Annotated in this window: 18 protein-coding genes and 1 riboswitch; of the genes, 12 read left to right on the top strand and 6 right to left on the bottom strand. The window is 42.5% G+C overall.

Annotated elements, in window-relative coordinates; all coding sequences use genetic code 11:
* Positions 1 to 568 precede the first annotated feature (568 nt).
* The 3 genes from FC98_RS09885 to tenA all read right to left on the bottom strand — a co-directional run bounded on the left by FC98_RS09885 (position 569) and on the right by tenA (position 3,844).
* Positions 569 to 1,789 carry an ABC transporter permease gene (locus tag FC98_RS09885; RefSeq protein WP_054655382.1) on the bottom strand — a complete coding sequence of 407 codons (1,221 nt, stop codon included), beginning with the start codon at positions 1,787 to 1,789 and terminating at the stop codon, positions 569 to 571.
* Positions 1,782 to 2,678 (bottom strand): ABC transporter ATP-binding protein, encoded by an 897-nt coding sequence (locus FC98_RS09880; protein ID WP_008857330.1) that lies wholly within the window; start codon positions 2,676 to 2,678, stop codon positions 1,782 to 1,784. Before FC98_RS09880 ends, FC98_RS09885 begins: the two co-directional genes overlap by 8 nt.
* A gap of 467 nt (positions 2,679 to 3,145) precedes the next feature.
* The gene (gene tenA, locus FC98_RS09875) at positions 3,146 to 3,844 is read right to left on the bottom strand and encodes a thiaminase II (protein WP_008857329.1); all 699 of its coding nucleotides are present in this window, start codon (positions 3,842 to 3,844) and stop codon (positions 3,146 to 3,148) included.
* A 61-nt stretch (positions 3,845 to 3,905) separates the two neighbouring features.
* A riboswitch (TPP riboswitch) is annotated at positions 3,906 to 4,004 on the bottom strand.
* Positions 4,005 to 4,126: 122 nt separating this feature from the next.
* On the opposite strand from tenA, the gene FC98_RS09870 reads away from it, so the two are divergent.
* The 5 genes from FC98_RS09870 (at position 4,127) to FC98_RS09850 (ending at position 6,370) form a co-directional block, all read left to right on the top strand.
* Positions 4,127 to 4,507, top strand: a complete 381-nt coding sequence (locus FC98_RS09870) for a hypothetical protein (protein WP_008857328.1) — start codon at positions 4,127 to 4,129, stop codon at positions 4,505 to 4,507.
* Positions 4,504 to 4,887 (top strand): hypothetical protein, encoded by a 384-nt coding sequence (locus FC98_RS09865; RefSeq protein WP_008857327.1) that lies wholly within the window; start codon positions 4,504 to 4,506, stop codon positions 4,885 to 4,887. Before FC98_RS09870 ends, FC98_RS09865 begins: the two co-directional genes overlap by 4 nt.
* Entirely contained in the window at positions 4,888 to 5,277 is a 390-nt protein-coding gene (locus FC98_RS09860; RefSeq protein ID WP_054655377.1) for a hypothetical protein, read from the top strand. It begins immediately after the preceding gene.
* A gap of 15 nt (positions 5,278 to 5,292) precedes the next feature.
* On the top strand, positions 5,293 to 5,988 hold the full coding sequence (locus FC98_RS09855) for a hypothetical protein (RefSeq protein WP_054655375.1): 696 nt from the start codon (positions 5,293 to 5,295) through the stop codon (positions 5,986 to 5,988).
* An 82-nt stretch (positions 5,989 to 6,070) separates the two neighbouring features.
* Complete coding sequence (locus tag FC98_RS09850; protein WP_008857323.1) at positions 6,071 to 6,370, top strand: type II toxin-antitoxin system RelB/DinJ family antitoxin; 300 nt, start codon at positions 6,071 to 6,073, stop codon at positions 6,368 to 6,370.
* Between the two features lie 149 nt (positions 6,371 to 6,519).
* Here FC98_RS09850 and FC98_RS09845 read toward each other — a convergent pair whose 3' ends face one another.
* Positions 6,520 to 7,032 (bottom strand): helix-turn-helix domain-containing protein, encoded by a 513-nt coding sequence (locus FC98_RS09845; RefSeq protein ID WP_082602866.1) that lies wholly within the window; start codon positions 7,030 to 7,032, stop codon positions 6,520 to 6,522.
* Between the two features lie 194 nt (positions 7,033 to 7,226).
* On the opposite strand from FC98_RS09845, the gene FC98_RS09840 reads away from it, so the two are divergent.
* The 5 genes from FC98_RS09840 to FC98_RS09820 all read left to right on the top strand — a co-directional run bounded on the left by FC98_RS09840 (position 7,227) and on the right by FC98_RS09820 (position 12,674).
* A complete protein-coding gene (locus tag FC98_RS09840) occupies positions 7,227 to 7,832 on the top strand; it encodes a helix-turn-helix domain-containing protein (RefSeq protein WP_054655371.1) in 606 nt (201 codons plus the stop codon).
* A 107-nt stretch (positions 7,833 to 7,939) separates the two neighbouring features.
* A complete protein-coding gene (locus FC98_RS09835) occupies positions 7,940 to 8,407 on the top strand; it encodes a helix-turn-helix transcriptional regulator (RefSeq protein WP_008857320.1) in 468 nt (155 codons plus the stop codon).
* Positions 8,408 to 8,687: 280 nt separating this feature from the next.
* Positions 8,688 to 10,937 (top strand): ribonucleoside-triphosphate reductase, adenosylcobalamin-dependent, encoded by a 2,250-nt coding sequence (gene nrdJ / locus FC98_RS09830; protein WP_056949506.1) that lies wholly within the window; start codon positions 8,688 to 8,690, stop codon positions 10,935 to 10,937.
* Between the two features lie 296 nt (positions 10,938 to 11,233).
* A complete protein-coding gene (locus tag FC98_RS09825) occupies positions 11,234 to 11,773 on the top strand; it encodes a cob(I)yrinic acid a,c-diamide adenosyltransferase (RefSeq protein ID WP_008857316.1) in 540 nt (179 codons plus the stop codon).
* Positions 11,774 to 11,945: 172 nt separating this feature from the next.
* Complete coding sequence (locus tag FC98_RS09820) at positions 11,946 to 12,674, top strand: gamma-glutamyl-gamma-aminobutyrate hydrolase family protein (protein WP_008857315.1); 729 nt, start codon at positions 11,946 to 11,948, stop codon at positions 12,672 to 12,674.
* A gap of 140 nt (positions 12,675 to 12,814) precedes the next feature.
* On the opposite strand, the gene FC98_RS09815 is transcribed toward FC98_RS09820, so the two are convergent.
* Together FC98_RS09815 and FC98_RS09810 are read right to left on the bottom strand one after the other, a co-directional pair.
* Positions 12,815 to 14,734, bottom strand: coding sequence for a S53 family peptidase (locus FC98_RS09815; protein WP_056949505.1), 1,920 nt, complete (start codon positions 14,732 to 14,734; stop codon positions 12,815 to 12,817).
* A gap of 300 nt (positions 14,735 to 15,034) precedes the next feature.
* A complete protein-coding gene (locus tag FC98_RS09810; protein ID WP_040471696.1) occupies positions 15,035 to 16,042 on the bottom strand; it encodes a D-2-hydroxyacid dehydrogenase in 1,008 nt (335 codons plus the stop codon).
* 290 nt (positions 16,043 to 16,332) lie between these two features.
* Between FC98_RS09810 and FC98_RS09805 the strand changes: the two genes are divergently transcribed.
* Together FC98_RS09805 and FC98_RS09800 are read left to right on the top strand one after the other, a co-directional pair.
* Positions 16,333 to 17,721 carry a class II fumarate hydratase gene (locus FC98_RS09805; RefSeq protein ID WP_056949504.1) on the top strand — a complete coding sequence of 463 codons (1,389 nt, stop codon included), beginning with the start codon at positions 16,333 to 16,335 and terminating at the stop codon, positions 17,719 to 17,721.
* Between the two features lie 189 nt (positions 17,722 to 17,910).
* Entirely contained in the window at positions 17,911 to 19,104 is a 1,194-nt protein-coding gene (locus FC98_RS09800) for an ATP-binding protein (RefSeq protein ID WP_008857256.1), read from the top strand.
* The last annotated feature ends 297 nt before the right edge of the window (positions 19,105 to 19,401 follow it).

Here is a 19,401-nt window from a genome sequence, read left to right as displayed (position 1 = left end):
CTACCAAAAATCCCTGGTTCTAGGATTTTCGGCAGAGGTGCTTACGCGCAGATCCTTGCTTTGCGCAGCTGTCCTAAACTAGAAATTATTAGAATAACAGGTGATTATACGAATTAAGTATCAACCAGTTTATTAGTCTCTAACCATTCCAACAGCATTCTTTTCTTATCATGTTAAAGGATTATGAGAAAAAAGCAATAGTAACTTCATCATCGTCAAAAAAGAGCCTCGAAATGAATTGATAATCTCGAGGCCCTTTGGAATTTATACGTTTGTATTAATTGGTCTTCTTGGTGACATGGAATAGGAAAACGCCTAACCAATTTGGTGCAGCGCCCCACTTTACTGCTACATAGAGCAGAAACGCTCCGCAAAGCAGGAAACTGCACCTAAGTCACTCCTGCAAAAATCCCAGAATATTGGCAACATTGCGGAAACGTGCTCCACCAAGCAGAGACTTGCACCTAAGCTCTCTCCGCCAAAAATCCAAGCCCAGGATTTCTGGCGGAGAAAACTTAGGCTCCAGTCTCTAACCGCTTGGTTCCGCACTCTTGCCGCTTTGCTCCGTTCACTTATAGCTTAACCCCCTTCTCAACCGCCTAAAGAAACTGGTATCATCCGTTTGCAAAATCAGTCCCTCATAAATTCGGCTAATGTACGTCATTAACAAGCCAATACTTACGATCAGGACCAGTAATGAAATGCTGATTTCTAGGGCACTCGCATTGCCATTGATAATTCTTAACGGCATAAAGTAAGATGAAAAGAATGGCACGTATGACAGGATTTTGGCAACTAACGCTTCTGAGTTACTTTCAAATGGAATCGTTAGGAAAAATGCGATCATGCTCAAATAAATTGCTGGCTGAGCTGCTTTCGGTGCATCTTCTGCCTTGGCAACTAACGCGCCACTAAACGCTGACACAATCGTGTAAATCACCACTCCCAAAAACATAAACAACAGGTTAACGTTCAGCAAGTTACCCACAATCGACTTTAGTAACGACGCGTTCTGATTAATGAGATCCTTGATTTTATCTAGTTGCATGGCGGCTTCAAGAAACGCAAACCCACCAACTAGGTAGACGACAATTTGGGTGAGAATCACCATCATGACGCCAATGATTTTACCGAAGAAATAGCAGGTAGCTGTTGTGCTCGAGAAAATAATCTCCATAATCTTGGTGCCCTTTTCAGAAGCAATCTCTTGGGCGGTTACGGATGAATAGGTGACCATAATCATGTAAATCATGACGACAATAATCCAGAACGAAGCAATCTTAGCGATATTCGAGCCGCCTGATTGCTTTTTGATTTTTTGCTGGAAGACGGGTTGTTGCGACAAAGAGGTCAACTGCTTAGAACTCAGCTTAGCATTCTGCACGTTCAGCATCTGCTGGCTTTTTCCTAAGAAGCTCGTAATCTGGATCTTTAATGAGCTGTCAATCGAATCATCCGAGTGATAAACTGCTGAGACTCGCTGCTGGTTGGTCGAGAGAACTAAGTATCCTGCCAACTTATTCTTAGCACTCTTTTTCTTAGCTGCCGACACAGTTTGGACCTTCGCATCAATATCATCCTTATTTTGTTTGATGAACTGCTTGCGAAGCGCCGGTCGATCCGAAATAACCGCAATCCGTTGCTGATTGCTGCCAGTTGAAGCGCTCATGTAGCCAACCCCTAATGAAATTCCCAGTAGGAAAAACGGCGATAGAACCAGAATCACAAAGCTCCACGATTTAACCTGCCGCAGGTAAGTTTCCGCGGCTACAATCCAAGTCTTATTCATGGTCAATCCCCGCTTTCATTCTAAAAATTTCATCTAGGGTTGGCGGCTGTTGACTGAATTCTTCAATGTACTTGCCGTTTGTTAACTGCTCAAACACTTCTGGTCCAGCCGTGGGATCATCTAAATGTAAGACAAACCGCCGATCACGTATATGAGTAACTTGAACAACGTGGGGCAACTTCGCTAACCGGGTTTCGGGCCATGGGGTCGTGACATAGACTTCGGACTTCCCAAATTGATTACGAACTTCCTCAATGCTACCATTCAACACCAACTCACCAGTCCGCAACATCACCAGCCGGTCACAAACACTCTCAACGTTTGCCATGTTATGACTGGAAAAGATAATTGCTGCACCTTGATCTCTCGCCTCAAGGATCGCATTCTTAAGCAAATCGGCATTAACTGGATCGAGGCCACTAAAGGGCTCATCTAAAATAATTAATTCCGGCTGATGAATAAGGGTTACAATCAGCTGCACCTTCTGTTGGTTTCCCTTTGACAAGCTTTTAATCTGATCAGTTTTCTTACCCTTAACCGCAAACTTTTCTAGCCAGTTATCGATTTGCGGCCGAATTTCTCTAGCTGGTTTGTTTTTTAATCGTGCCAAATAAACAATCTGCTGCTCAACGGTTAACTTAGGCATCAAGCTGCGCTCCTCAGGTAAATAACCAATCCGATCAAACACCGATTCGGTTACCGGCTTATTCTGCCAGCGAATGGTGCCGTCATACTTCAAGAAGTTCAAAATACTATGGAACGTTGTTGATTTCCCCGATCCATTTTGACCAATCAAACCCGTAATTTGACCATCCTCAACATTAAAACTAACATCGTCAAGCGCCGTTACCGAGCCAAACTGTTTATGGAGATGTTGAATTTCCAGCAATGCGACCGCCTCCTTGTTTTTCTTAATAGTACCATGATGGAACGGTTATTACTTGCTGGAACGGGGTGGGAATGCAGATGTTAAAATAATTATCCTGCTTACTTGATTCTAAATCATTACCTCATTAAAAAAGTCTCAGGATTTCTCCTGGGACTCATAGTTGGTTTTGTTGGTTTTAGCTGAAACATATTCTAGGGATACAATCTGTGTTAATGCAGTGGATTACTTCGTGAAGATTCTCCCTTATATAGATTAGGATAGCTCCGCAAAGCAGGTATCTGCGCGTAAGCACCTCAGGTAACTCTCTCAAAAGCCAGGGATTTCTGGTTCTAAACAACATTGTGGAAACGTGCTCCACCAAGCAGAGACTTGCACCTAAGCCTTCTCCGCCAAAAATCCAAGCCCAGGATTTCTGGCGGAGAAAACTTAGGCTCCAGTCTCTAACCGCTTGGTTCCGCACTCTTAATCTAATAATACTGCTTCATCGGTTTCACAAACCGCCACCCCGTTTGCTTGTAAGCTTGATCCCAGAATTTCCATTCCATTTCACAGCTCTTCAAGAATTCCTCTTTAACCACGTCTAAACGGTGTTGATCGTATTTAACGGCTTCCCGATCAATTAAATCATACATTTGTTGGAGGATGCTGTCCTCGCTATCGCCCATATCAGCGTAAAAATCAATCCAAGGTTTGAAAACATTATCATCAGTATTCTTACCCTGCTTCACAAACCGGTTTGCGATTTCTAAATACGTCCACGGACACGGGGTCATTGCTGCCACGATGTCGATCAGATCCCCAGTTCTAGCGGCTCGATACATATGCTCATTGTACAGATACGTTCCCGGCGCCTGGGGTTCATGCTGCAAAGTTTCGTACTTCACGCCGGCAACATTACAAAAATTATGGTGCGGGTGAATCTCACTATTTAAAATAAAATCAATTTGGGTTGCAAAGATCGCCATATCAGCCCGGGTCTGCGACTTCTGAATTGCCGCTGCGTATACTTTGATAAACGCATTCAGGTAATTGTAGTCCTGGCCCACGTAAAAGGTCAGTGCCGCTTTTGGTAAATCCCCGTTGCCAATCCCTTCGACAAAAGGATGTTGATAGATTTCCTGTAAAATTGGCTGCCCAGCCGCCAGTAACTGCTCTGAAAATTTCATTGGGTGAAACTCCTCTTACAAAAATTTTCAAATAAACCGTTACCGGACTTGGTAATTCCTATTCTCAATTTTGTCACTTCCCTACGTTGGTATTAACCAAATCAGGTTCAAAGGGATTGGCATTGCGCCATCTCAGCATATAGCACCCCTAGTGGTCTCATTTGAATACCCAAAGTGTACCACGGTTGTCGACTTGCAACAATTTGGTTTCTCATGATACGCTGTTAACAGCTTTTTTGAGGGGAACTTGGGGAGAATTTATTTTATAGAGAGGCCATTATTATGCAATTTGATTTGAAATATGCTCTAATTACAAACTACTTATTATATGTCATCTTGATTCTATACCCAGTTATCCAATTATTTGGGACCAATGATCTGATCAACCTGATCATTTTGATCGCCGTTACCACTGGTGTCGAAGTGATCATTAGCAAATCGTTTGGTCAACAATTCTTCAAGCAACATCCCGAATACGATCGAACGAACCGAACATTCACTTTGGCCGCCAACCTTTGTCTAATCATTGGCGCGGTCATTTTGCTGGTCCTTGTTTCGTTTTCACTACTTCAAAACGGTGAGCTTTTCTTTCTGGTTTTCACGATTATGATGATTCTCGTGGAAGGATTTAAAGCGCCAATGAAAAAGGAGCGAAACGCATGATAGTTGCTTGGAAATATAGCCTTCTCAATAACATTCCCGAATTTTTAATTTTTGTTTTAGTTGTTATTCAAGAACTGATTTCCATCTCATCTCACACCATGACGATTCTTTTATTCGCCATTGGCTTACTCTGGGTCATTTATAGCCTTGCCTTTAGGCGATGGTTCCAGCGACACCCTGAATATGATCCTGCTAATCGCCACCTTACGAAACTCGGCTATGCGATTCTCGGATTTGGCCTAATTGCGGCAGCATTGTTATTTTTTGGAAGTCAGTTGGCTGCCTACCTTCCAACCATATTAGTTTTAATTGCAACCTTCTTCCTGAAAGATGTCTTTACAACTACCAAATCGGCTCAAGGTCATCAAGGAGGTCGCTAAATGGCTTGGAAATATAGCCTTCTCCGCAACATTCCTATCCTCATCATTTTTGGCTTATTAAATGTTCAGGAATGGGCCAACCAGACCTTTCAAGGCATTCAAGGCCTCCAAGCCCTGACCAATATAACTGATGCGCTGCTCTTAACTGCCATTCTAATCTGGCCAATCCATTACTTCTGCTTCAAGTACTGGTACCAAATGCATCCCAGTTACAATCCCAACCACCACCAAATCACTAAGATAGGGGCCGGCCTAACTGCAATTGGAATCCTGATTTCCTTTTACTTATTTTTGGGCATCGTTCCCCAAACCTACTGGCCGGGAACCATTGCGGCTGTCATCACGTTTCTAGTGAAGGATGCCTTTACCATCACATCCCATCCTGAATAGAGAGGAGTAGCTTTAATGCCCTACAGCTATCTTGACGTCAAGTTACCCAATCCCCAATCTGAAGAGAAACTACAAGCCGCCCTATATCAAATAACTGTTGGTCTTAGCAGCCTGATTGATGAAATCCAAGGTGAAAGTTCCAAGTTCAACCGCCCAGGTTTTTTCATCGACAATCTTAATCTGACAAGGACAGACCACCGCGCACTAACGCGCTATTTTAGCAATCACCACAACGACAGTCTGACCGCTAATCAAATTTGGCTTAACAACTGGCTTAACAACAACATTTACGAAATGCCAGCTGACTTTGTTTTACGAATGACCCATGCTTACCGAAAATGGTTCATGGTCAACTATGAGGAGGTCGAATTGATGCCTAACCACTGGCAAGAGATTCAGTTGCCTGATCCAAAAAGTCAGGTCGCATTGCAAGCAGTTTTATTTCAAATTAACAGTGTTATGGTCGATATCGTTGATCGGCTGAAATCAACTGACCCGAACTTTGAATTACCTTTCCAGTTGACAATTGGCCTGACCCAGGACGAAAGCGCCACTATTCTGCAACATTTTCTCTTCCATAGAGGGACCAGTCTTGATGAAAGTACCCAATGGCTTGCGAAGTGGCTGAACCAAAATGGCTACTCGGTGCCTACCAATGAAATTACCCGGGCAGCCAGTAATATTCAGAGGTCAATTCGGTTGATGGATTAAGGCTGTTGAGGTATCAGCCGCGTCATTCAATCGGTTATGAAACGTTTTTGTTAACGTACTTTTATTTCTTAGATAGCAACTTTTGTTAAAATCAGCCATAGAGGTGATAAAGATAGGGGCCAAGAAAAAAGATATCATCAAAGTCAGAATAAATTCCCACCTAAAAGCAGAAACCGAAAAACTGTTGAGCAGTATGGGATTAACTTACTCAGATGCGATCACTTTGTTTTCAAAGGCCATTGTTAACGAAGGAAAAATACCTTTCAAATTACAATCAGATCCATTTTATTCGACAGAAAATCAAGAGAGCTTGCGTAAGTCGATCAATCAATTAGAAGATGGAACAGGAAAACAGCATGATTTACTTGATAATGACAAATAGGCGAATATCTTTACAAAAATAAGGACTGAAATCTTGTACAACAGGATTTCAGTCCTTTTATTATCAGTGTTCTGACGATTACTAATTTTCAGCTTTTATCCAAATTAACAAGCATTTTTGTCTATAGGGTAGCCTCTAGGAAACCAGTATTATTCGTTCATTCCTTGCACATATCCACTCACGAAACCAATAATTTCAGGAATCAAGATCAACCCCAGCCAAATCGCACCCCAAATAATCGTTGGCTTGGTTAATGCTTGGTTAAACTCACGCCATTTAACTGATCTGAGCATGAAGAAGAAACTAACAAGAACCGGTATAACCAACCAACTTTCCAGTGTGTTCGCACTGATACCAACTAGTTGATAACACGTATATCCCACAATAGCAATCGCGATACCAAACAATAATATCCTTGAAACCTTGTTTACGCTGTTGTCCTTCTCTAATCTTTCCATTAACTGGACATCTCCTTTAATCAAGTCATCAAGCGAAATTCCAAACAAGTCACTAATTGCCACCACATTTGAAAAGCTCGGTAAGGTTGTCCCATTCTCCCATTTAGAAATTGATTGGCGGGAAATATGTAATTTTTCGGCCAGATCGGTTTGGGATAACCCATGAATTTGACGTTGCATTTGAAGCTGTTCCGCGATTTTCAAGATGATGCCTCCTTTGTGATGATTTCAGTATAATCATATTATATGATAGATGAGTAGCACTTAATGGTTGCATAAACACTTAGCAATTTAACTTTTGACAAAACGCAAACTTTCCGGTTGAGTTCGCGATGGCTACAGTTCTTAGCTTGTGCCATCGCTTGGTCGGCCCTATATTGAAAGTGAGGTGATGGTAAATGGATTTTGGCAGTAAAATTAAAGCAGCTAGACAAGACAATGGGTTCACTCAAAAAGAGATTGCTGAAAAGCTCCACGTTTCGCGAAAAACAATCTCCAGTTGGGAAACCGGTCGCAGTTATCCGGACATTGGAACCTTAGTCAAACTTAGCGACATTTACCAGATATCTCTCGATAAACTATTACGGGAGGATTCAACAATGATCAAACACTATGATAAACAAAATGCAGCTACTCGCCACGATATTTTATTAGGTAGAGGCAGTTATTATTTAAACGTGTTACTACTATTAGTTACCCTTTTAGCACGAACCAAACTTTTACACCCCGAATTAAAATACGCAGGGTTGCTTCTTTTAATTAATTTAGTTGTGTTAGTCAGCTACTTTGATTTTCACAATTTCTTCAGCAATAAGCGGTGTAAGGTTGCATTCTTTACTATCGGAATGATATTTCTGGCGGTACTAATCATGTTAACGATACTCCAAATGCCAAATATTTCCGCTTATGCTATGGGTGATGCCATTGGTTCAATATTTGCTATTCTGGCATTAACGGTGAGTTTCCTGATGGCAGTTTTTGGCAAAACTTATATGACAAACTAGCGCAAACCTTGTCATACTAGAAACAGCTTTCTAGTGACGATTTAACCAACTTAACGTATATTGGGTGGTGACCAGATCCCTAAAATCATAAAGTGAGAGGCAGAAAGATGACATTAAATGATTTGTTGAAACAGAAGCGATTAGCCTTCAATTTAACCCAGGAACAATTGGCCGAGAAAATTTACGTATCCCCCAAAACAATCTCTAATTGGGAACGTGGCAAAACCTTCCCTGACATTGAAAGCCTAATTAATCTGAGTCAACTCTATCATCTTTCGCTAGACAATTTGTTGGTGAAAGGATCTGGTATCGTGAATGATTATAAAGATAAGGAACAACTAGCAGAGCTATCGAGGAATCACTTGTATCAATTCTTTGGGCCAACCATGAGTAGTACCATTCTATTCATCTTTTTGACGCTCAATGAGTTTGCTCCCCAAGTTCTTCCTGAACAGTTTCGGGTGAGCTTAGGGGTTCAATTCATCTTACTGGCAGCGATGCTAGCTAACATCGTCGCAGCGGTGTACATGCGCTCAAGAGCCCACGAAATTAAGGGCAAAATGGCCGCTCATTAGTAAAACAAAACGTTAGCTTCCAATCAAGACGTCATCCCCAGATATTGTGGTGATGGCGTTTTTTAGTGCTCATTGAGGTAACGTAAAGTGAGATTTTTGCCGTCCAAATCAAAAAAGCAAAAAAATTTTACTTGCTCAAAACCGTGTTGGCTCGCCATTATGCTGACTACAACCAGTTTTTCTTCAAATACCATATATTGCTTATTGGAAGTGTAGGAGATACTATATATAGTGTTAATTCAAACGAAACGATTTATAATAGGTACTGGAGGAACGGAATATGCAAGCTATGAAACTTTCGTCAGTCTCACTCTCTGACGAATTTATAAACAAAATTAAAGATGAAGTAACACCTCACTGGGGTGAATTAGGTTGGGTTACATATAAACGGACGTATGCTCGGTGGATTCCAGAAAAGCAACGAACCGAAAACTGGGATGAAACCGTTAAGCGAGTCGTTGAGGGTAACATCAACTTAGATCCGCGTTTGCATGAGGATAACGTTGACCCTAAAGTGGTTGACGATTTAACTGACGAAGCGCAAAAGCTCTACAAGTTAATTTATGGCCTTGGCGCCACCCCATCCGGCCGGAACCTTTGGATTTCTGGTTCAAGCTATCAAGATCGTAACGGTGATGCCCTGAACAACTGTTGGTTTATCGCCGTTCGGCCACAACCATATGGTGATAGCCACATTATTCCTGAATACTTGAATGGTCGTCAAAAGGCTGTTTCAATGCCTTACTCATTTATGTTTGATCAATTGATGAAGGGCGGCGGGGTCGGTTTTTCTGTCACCAGAGATAACGTTGAACAGATTCCCCAAGTTGACTTCAATATTAATTTAACCGTTTTAATCGATAAGAACAGTGCCTCTTATGACGACTCTCTCAAAATGGGCGCAACTGATCGTGAAGACTGGTTAAAGAACCACTCAATTAAGGACGTTCGTTACTACCGACTGCCAGATACTCGTGAAGGTTGGGTCGTTTCAAACGCGCATTTGATTGACCAGCACTTTAACCAGACCAATCCAACCCAACAGCTAGATCTTGTACTTGATATGAGCGACATCCGACCAAAGGGTGCCAAGATCAAGGGCTTCGGTGGTACCGCTTCTGGTCCAATGCCATTAATCGAAATGTTATTCGACATTAACAACCTCTTGAACGATCACGTTGGCCAGAAGCTTTCATCCGTTGACTGCACTGATATTGGTAACTTAATTGGTAAAACAGTGGTTGCTGGTAACGTTCGTCGGTCAGCCGAATTAGCATTGGGTTCTGCCGACGATGAAGCCTTCATTACGATGAAGCAGGATAAAGACAAGCTTTATCACCATCGTTGGGCATCTAACAATAGTGTTGCCGTTGACTCATCATTTACAAACTACGGTCCGGTTGCGGATTCAATTCGTCACAATGGTGAACCCGGAATTGTTAACTTGGAACTTTCAAGAAACTATGGCCGTAAGATTGACGGTCGGCAAGAAAACATTGATGGCAGTGTTGAAGGAACTAACCCATGTGGTGAAATTTCATTAGCAAACGGTGAACCCTGCAACCTGTTTGAAGTCTTTCCAACGGTTGCTGAACAAGAGGGCTGGGATCTTAACGAAGCCTTTACCCTGGGAACCCGTTATTCAAAACGAGTAACCTTCAGTAACTATGATTGGGAAGTTTCACGTAACGCCATTGAAAAGAACCGCCGAATCGGAATCTCCATGTCAGGCATTCAAGATTGGATCCTATCACGTTTCGGTAACCGGGTTGTGACTGGCTATGAAGATGCAACTGATCCTGAAACTGGTGAAGCAATCAAGAAGCCAATTTATGATCAGAATGCCGTTAAAGAATTTGATGGTTTGTACAAAGCCGTTGTTAAGGCTGATAAAGACTATTCAGACACGCTTGGCTGCAATCCTTCAATCAAGCACACGACAGTTAAACCTTCAGGAACCGTTGCCAAATTAGCAGGGGTTTCCGAAGGGATGCATTTCCACTATGCTGGTTACTTAATTCAACGAATTCGTTTCCAAGACACAGACCCATTGTTGCCAGCCCTTAAAGCCGTTGGTTACAAGGTTGAGCCAGATGTTTATACCAAGAACACCATGGTCGTTGAATTCCCAGTTAGAGCTGCCCACGCCGACAGTAAAGACTTTGCTTCAGCCGGAAATGTTTCGATTGCAGAACAATTTGCAACCCAAGCATTCTTGCAGACTTACTGGTCAGATAACGCGGTTAGTTGTACCGTTACCTTCCAACCAGAAGAAGGCGACCAAATCGCCCCATTGATGAAGCAATATCGGCATACGACAAAGTCAACTTCATTGCTGCCCTACTCAGGTGCCGGCTTCAAACAAGCACCTAAGGAACCAATTGATCAAAAAGAATACGAAAAACGGGTTCTCCAAATTTCAGGAGACGTCGCCAAGGTCTTCGCCCAACAAAATGATAATCATGATCAGAAGGACGTTGAGTTGGTAGATCAAACTGATTGTGCAGGCGGTGCTTGCCCAATAAGGTAGTGAGCGGAGCAAAGCGGTCAGAGTGCGGAACCAGGCGGTTAGAAGCTGGAGCATAAGTCTCCTTTAGCGGAAATCCCCGGTTCTGGGATTTTTGCTAAAGGTGCTTATGCGCAAGCTTCTGCCTGGTGTAGCACGTTTCTACTATGTTGCATAGAACGTCCGCATAGTATGTTCTATGGTTCACCACCACAGCGAATAATATCTATACATTCTAACTATCCAAAAACGACCAAAAATAACTTTGTTTTTGGCCGTTTTTCTTTGTAAAATGGATTTGGAAACGGAGGAGATGCACAATGGTTAAAATTTATACAAAGGTCGGCGACCATGGTAAGACCAAGCAAGTCACCGGTAAAATGGTTCCAAAGTATGACCTACAAATTAGCGCGTTGGGATCACTTGACGAGCTTGAATCATGGATCGGCTACGTCATTTCGATTCTGTCACCTAAAGCCCAAGAACTAGCACCCAAACTAAAGCGGCTGCAACGTAATCTTTATGAGCTACAAGCTGACATCACCGTTAAGCGGCATCATAATATCACCGCTGACACCACCAAACAGCTAGAAGATGAAATTGATGACATTTCGACTAAATTCCCACGAATCAAGGCGTTCATTTTACCAGGTGGTAACCAAAGTGGTGCTGCTCTTCAATACGCCCGTTCACTTGCCCGAAAGGCTGAACGCCAAGTCATTGAACTCAACGATAAGGAACAGGAAATTTCGGCTGATAGTCTCAGTTACTTAAATCGGCTGTCAGACTATCTGTTTATGCTGGCTCGATATGCCAACTTCTTGGATGGTTATGATGAAGAGCTGAGTAAACTTAGTTAATGATTAACAAGAGTGAGTAAAGCAAAGCGGTTAGAAATTGTCCTACTATAATTAAACAAGACGGCAGCCGGTGATCTATCTGGCTGCCGTTTGCATTCCATATTTACCCATTAGTTGCAGATATGTTGTACCATTCAAGCAGATACTCATATAACCCTAAGGAGGTCCTACTATGACTCATAAACCAATCATCGGCATCCCAGCCGAAATCCGCATCGTTAACGGCCTGCAACGCAATAGCGTTAATCAAGCTGACATTAGCGCAGTTACTGCTGCCGGTGGCGTTGCCGTGCCGATTCCCACTCGCCAGCCCGAATTAATGAGCACTTATCTTAATTTATGTGCTGGTATCATGCTACCGGGAGGACCAGATGTTGCGCCCCGTTTCTATGGTGAGGAACCATTATCCAAGCTTGGCGACACCGACGCATTGCTAGATGAGAGTGAAATTCAATTAGTTAAACTAGCAGCCGCAAACAAAGTGCCACTCTTGGGTCTGTGCCGTGGCATGCAGATTATCAACGTAGCCCTTGGCGGCAGTGTTTACCAAGACTTGGAAAGTCAACGTGACCGCCAAACGTTCCAACACTTCCAAAAGGCCCCGATGAATCAGGGGACACACACCATTTCAATCACACCAGAAACCCAACTGGAATCAATCATTGGCGGGGGCGACCAGACGCTGGTTAACAGCCATCACCATGAGGCCGTCAAAGCCCTGGCACCCGGCCTTAAATTAACTGCCCTCGCCAAGGATGGCGTCATTGAAGGGTTGGAGAGCGAGAACGACGATCTCATCCTGGCAGTCCAGTGGCATCCAGAATTTATGTTTGAAAACAACGAGCAAATGGCCGCGTTATTTAAAAACTTTATCCACCGAGCAGAAGCAGCCAAAAAATAGTCTAATTAACCAACTATCTACAAGTCCAAAAATAGTTAGCTCTTCTTCATAATACAAGCGGGTTATCCAAACAGTCAAAATCACAACTGTCTGGATAACCCGCTTATTTTGGCTTTAAATATCTATTCCAAGTCTCAAAGTTATTGGTAAGCCTTTGATAATTTTGCAAAATCGGTCGTCCCGAGACCACTCGCCTGGTTATAAACGGTCCCAGGCTGACCCGTATAGTACATATTCGAATTATTGGTTGTATCATTCAACGGGTGAAACGGTGAATCCGATTGCTGGGCTAATTGATAAATCTGAGCGTTCCAAAAACCCATCCGTTGTCTTCCTGATTGGCTATTAATCAGTGCCGTTATCCCCGCGTATTGTGGCGACACGATGCTGGTGCCTCCCCCTTCAACCCAGGGAGACTGCTTCTTTTCCTTTTGATAAATTAGGTATCCCTTTAAGCCACCAGTGTTCGCTGAGACATCTGGATAGTTGCGGCCAGAATCTTTTCCGTGAATTAGCGGTGAATTAAAGATTGGCTGCGCCAGGTACGAAATATATTGGCGGGCATTAAAGGTATTAACCCCGGGAACGCCTAATTGGTAAGCTGGTGTCGGATTTAAATGACTAAAGCCACCGCCTCCAGCCGCAAAGCCATGAACACTTCTTAGCATCACCCGATTAGTTGAATGATTTTCAAGATAATGCCACGCCCAATCGAATCCCCATGATCGTTCCTTTTTGATTGATACATTGCCTAATTTAATCGAATTTAACCAGAGATTTTTGCTTGTTTCCGCTGGTATGGTTCCGCCACATGACGTTATCCAGGGATTGGCACTAATTGGATCTGAATCGCTGACGGTTCGATTAAGGATCGCTTTGTTACCAGAAACGCCATGGATTGAATTGATCAACGCACCCGTATCTCCTGAAGCAGTGAAACAAGAGATTCCTTGTAGGGCACCTTGCGCAATAATGAGATTCAATACCTGTAGATAGTTGGTGGGCAGTACTTTTCGATGGACTAACAAGTTAGATATTGAACTCGGCGCCAGTCCCCAACTATTCGAGATTGATCCAACTTGATTTTCATTGAAGGCTGTTGAATAGGCGTTGATGGTATTCATAAACGTTGGGGCGACATTATGTTCCCAATAAACCTTAATGTTAGCTTTTGGTGCCACCGCCCCAGCATATTCAACGTCCATTGTTGTTTCCGATTCATCCCGACTGATGAAGCCTTTTTTAAATAGATTTCCAGGGACGGATTCAACTTTTAGCCGGTTTCGCCTAGTGCTGGCACCTTGGTTTTGCCAGAATTTGAATGCATTTGATTTAACTAGGTCACCAAAGCTGATGATACCAACCGTTTGGCCCTTTCCCGTTAATCCCTGTTTATATAGCGGATTGACGTTGTAATCACTTGCAAACTGCTTGGTTGAATCCACATCTTTTGGAACGCGATTGGCTTTCTTCATCATTTGAACGCTTGCGTCTGGAAAAACAAACTTTTTGTTATGGTCACCCATTCCTAAAACCGTCCAGACAGTTTTAGCCAAACGATCAGGGATATGCGGCTTGGCTTTACCAAACTGCAGTGGATCAGTGTGGTAGGTTGCCTGATTTAAGTTGACTTTAAATAACTTATCAATATATTTAACCTTGCCAGAAACGCTCAGCAACAACCCATTATCATAAACAAACGCTTTTAAGTGGCGCTTTTTTAAATAGGCTTGCCACTGATTGGTTACCTGCTTAGACTGCCCATAGCTCTCCCTAATACCAGATGGCGTCAGGTAATGCTTAAATTGAGAACTCCCCGGCGTATTAACCGCCATTGCTTGTTTGAAAAATCCTGATTTATTTCTAGGCTGCAACACAATATCAAACGTCGTTACCGTATTAGCAGTCACATGATCAGGCTTAATTAGTGGCGCTGAAGTCACCTGACTGTAGGCCTTATCAATGGCATTCGGTGCTTTGGCGGCAGCCGCCTGACTACTAACGCCCATTGCTAGTAACCCGACAACTGGTAATACAACGTTTCTAACCCAACGTTTCATTTAAAACTCGCACTCCTTTGGCTGATGTTCCCCCATATCTTCTTATTAGCATAAAGTACCTAATCTATTAATTAGCTTTAGGACTAATACTAGTGTTATATATAACTGCTACACTATAACATTAGTTTTTATTCTTGCAACCGTAAATTAACTCATTAGGTGTCTTTTTACATGACTTTTACACTCGATATGAAAAATATCATTAAGGTCAGTCCCAAATTGTCGTAAACAAAAAGCCCCCGCATCACGAGGACTCTCTTCCCATTTTTAAGTGTCATACTACTCAACTCATTCAGACTACTAAACCGCCTTAATCACATGATCACTCTGCCCACCACTAATTAATTTCAGCGTGTCATCCAATGACTGCTTGACCATATTTTCAACGGCAATATCCGTATAAAACGCCACGTGAGGTGTCAAAAAGACATTATCAAAGGCTTTTAATTTTTCGTAAGCCTTCAACGGAATTTCCCGCTGACCTTCAAAGGTTTGGTTAAAAATCTGAGTTTCATCTTCAATTACATCAATGCCGGCACCGGCGATCTGCTTGTTTTCAAGGGCGGCAATCAATGCATCCGTATCCACCACCGGCCCTCTAGAACAGTTAATCAGAAATGCAGATGGTTTCATCATGGTAAACTGCTCCTTGCTAACCATGTGATAGTTGTCTTCGCTCATATAAACGTGCATCGTCACAATATCGGCTGTTCGATAAATTTTTTCTTTGGAAGTATAGGTCACAATCCCCTTTAACGCTGGATTTTCTTTGTAATCATTACCGAGCACCGTGGCACCAAACTGGTTAAAAATTCGGGCAACCGTACTGCCAATTCGGCCAACGCCAATAATGCCAATCGTTAATTCCGATAATTCACGGGATCTCAAACCTTCGACGATGTAATCATTCCGTTGCATTCTGGATTGAAATTGGGGAATGTGGCGAACCAAATTCATTGCGTGGGTCAACGTCATTTCAGCGACCGCCTCTGGTGAGTAGGACGGCACGTTTGTAACGGTGAGCCCGTAATGTTTAGCCCATTGCAGTTGACAGGAATCAACGCCCGCCGACCGCAGTGCCAGCTGCTTAATCCCATAGTTGTGAAGCTTTCGATACAAATCCGGTGTTGTACTAACCTTACTGCGCTGGCGGTAATCAATACCGTCATAGCCCTTTACCAAGTCAACCGTATCGTCATGCAGTTCAATCTGATTAAAATCAACCTGAACGTCAGGGTGGTCAGTCGCCCATTGACCCACGAATTCTTTTTCGTAATCCAAGATATTAAACGCTAAAATTTTCTTCATCATGTCACCAGCTCGATCCGTTTTTGGCTAATTTCACTATTATAAAATAGTTAGAATTCGCTGATAACATACCTCATTTAAGACTGCTTGTCAAAAACAGCTTTCCTTAATTCAGCTTGAATGGCTACCCACACTGATCGCCCAGTGATCTTCCCAGTTTCCAACCCAACAAAATTGCCGTTGCTCAAAGTACCATCGACCAAAAATTAAATAAACGGCCAATTCAATCGGTCAAATCAGCCATCAATGCGGTAAAATGGAAACCAAAGTATGAATAAGGAGCGAACAACATGACTGACTATCGAATTGAAGAAGATACATTGGGTAAAGTAAAGGTGCCAAAGAATGCTTTGTGGGGACCACAAACTGAACGTAGCCGCAATAATTTCCCAACCGGGCCAGTGATGCCCGTTCAAATCATTAAATCACTGATTACCATTAAGTTGGCTGCCGCTAAAGTGAATCAAGCACAGGGTAGCTTAGCAGCTGACAAAGCAACCTTGATTGAAAAAGTTTGCCGCCAATTATTATCACTAACTGACCAAAATCTCATGGCTGATTTCCCTCTTCGCGTCTTTCAAACGGGATCAGGAACGCAAACCAACATGAACGTGAACGAAGTGATCGCAAACCTTTGCAAACAACTCGATTCAAGGATTGAAATCCTACCGAACGATGATGTCAATCATTCCCAGAGTTCTAACGATACATTTCCTTCAGCAATGAACATTGCCGCCTATCAATCAGTCACTAAATTGGAAACTGAAATCAAACACCTGATTGCGGTTCTTAAAGACAAACAGCAACAGTACTGGCAAGTTGTTAAAATTGGCCGCACCCATTTACAGGACGCGACCCCGCTTACCTTTGGTCAAGAAATCAGTGGTTGGGTAAGCACACTAGAACACGACCGTCACTACATTACGGAAACCAGTGATACCTTACTAGAATTACCGATTGGCGGAACTGCAGTGGGCACTGGCCTTAACACCTTACCAGGATTTGATACCAAGATGGTTGCAATGTTAAGCGATAACTATTCACTGCCGTTTAGAACTCAAAATAAATTTTTTGGCTTGAGTAATCATTCCGGATTAACGGTCACTCACGGTGCAATCAGAACACTGGCTGGTGACTTATTAAAAATTGCTAACGACATCCGCTTTTTAGCCAGCGGTCCCAGGGCCGGTTATGGTGAATTAACGATTCCCGCCAACGAACCTGGTTCCTCAATCATGCCCGGCAAGGTCAACCCAACTCAGGCAGAAGCCATCACGATGGCGGCCACCCGAGTAATGGGTAACGATACAACAATCGAAGTAGCTGCTAGTCAAGGAAATTTCGAAATGAACGTGTACAAACCGGTAATTATCTTCAGTTTTCTCGAATCAACCACGCTACTCACTGGCATTCTCCATCATTTCACTGACAAACTAGTGGCTGGCATGACCGTTAACGCCGACAGAATGCAGGAACTCGTGGATAATTCGCTGATGACGGTCACGGCACTGTCGCCACACATTGGTTATCATAAGGCGGCAGAGATCGCTCAGTTAGCTCATCAAGATGGTACCAAGTTAAAGGACGCCGCAATCAAATTAGGCTATGTAAGTGGCACTGATTTTGATAAGTGGATGAAACCACTGGATATGACCAATATTGAGCAACAGGATTCATAACTTATTAGGACTAGAGATCAGTAATCGTTTATTAATAATTAGGAAGGATACTTCCATATTTTTTAGTTTAACAGTTAGATGGAAGTACCCTTCCACTTTTTGGGATTTTGTGATTAAATGGAACTATACTTCCATATCACTATCAATTCAGTTATAATGGAGGGATACTTCCATTGGAGATGATCAGTCATGATTCAGCGGCCAACTTATTTAAAACGATTAATCCAACTTAAAGATAACGAAAACATCAAAATTATCACAGGCGTTCGCCGAGCAGGAAAATCGGTGCTACTAATGCTTTATCGGGATTACTTGTTATCGCAAGGAATTCCAGCAGACAACATTATCTATTTCAACTTTGAAGATTTTTCTCTCCTTAAAATTCAAACTGCAGACCAGCTTCGGGGTTTATTAGCAAATAGGCTTGATAAAAACGTTCGAACGTATCTACTGTTAGATGAGATTCAGATGGTCGATGGTTGGCAACGCGTGATTAATGGCGTTCGGGTGAGCTATGATAGTGATATCGTTCTAACCGGCTCCAACGCGCACATGCTCTCTGGAGAGTTAGCAACCTTATTAAGCGGGCGTTACGTAGAAATTCCAATTTACCCATTTTCCTTTAAGGAATTTTTACAGGCTAAAAACATTGATCCAGATTCCAGAAAAGTCGATTCATCGTTTACCGAATATGAGCAGTATGGCGGGTTCCCATCAGTCGTTTTAGCAGATACGCCAATTAAAGATACCATCTTATCTGGCATATACGATACCATCATTTTAAACGATGTTTCGATGCGGGCTAATGTTAGGGACACTGACATTCTTAAATCCTTAGTCGCCTTTCTAGCCGATAATATTGGTCAACTCATTCAGCCGGCAAAGGTTGCTAGAACTCTTTCCAGTGAGGGAATTAAGACAACTAATCACACGGTTGAACGCTATTTATCACTTCTGGAAAACGCATTTCTTTTTTATCGTGCCCGCCAATATGACATTCGTGGTCGCGAATACCTCAGAACTAGTGGTAAATACTACATAGTGGATGCGGGCCTAAGAAGAAATGCAATTGGCCGCCGTCCTGGTAACTATGGTGGTCAGCTTGAAAACATTGTCTATCTTGAATTAATCCGTAGGGGCTATAAAGTTAACGTCGGTAAGCTCAACACCAAAGAAGTTGACTTTGTTGCAAGAAAAATCGATGAGATCCTTTACGTCCAAGTAACTTATGAACTGCCGAAAAATACTCATGAAACCGATAATCTTTTAGAGATCAAGGATAATTATCGCAAGCTTGTCATTACACAACAACATTATGAATTTAAAGAAATAGATGGCATTCCAATTATTAATATTATCGATTGGCTGTTGGAATCCGAGTAGCTCGGCCTACTGAAAGTCTTCATCAGTTACTGTACTGGGACTATTGAAGCCTTTTCTTGGCAATATAAAATAGCGCACCGAATTCCCATGTTGAGGGAACCAGGTGCGCTATTTAAATAACTAAATTTAACTATTACGCTACTCTTCGAAGATGTTTTAGTGTTTGGGTAAAAGCTGCTTGGGTTTTCTGATTCTTCAAAATAATCTCCTCGATCCTTTCAATTAATCATCAATGATGACGAGCAGACTAATTTCTTACATGTTTTCGTGAACTACTCGTCACTAAAGTAACGAGCT

Origin of the sequence: Lentilactobacillus kisonensis DSM 19906 = JCM 15041, from assembly GCF_001434135.1 — a bacterium.
In the GTDB taxonomy this organism is placed as follows: Bacteria; Bacillota; Bacilli; order Lactobacillales; family Lactobacillaceae; genus Lentilactobacillus; species Lentilactobacillus kisonensis.
The sequence above is the reverse complement of the archived record's forward strand: the minus strand, read 5'-3'. Positions and strand labels throughout refer to the sequence as shown.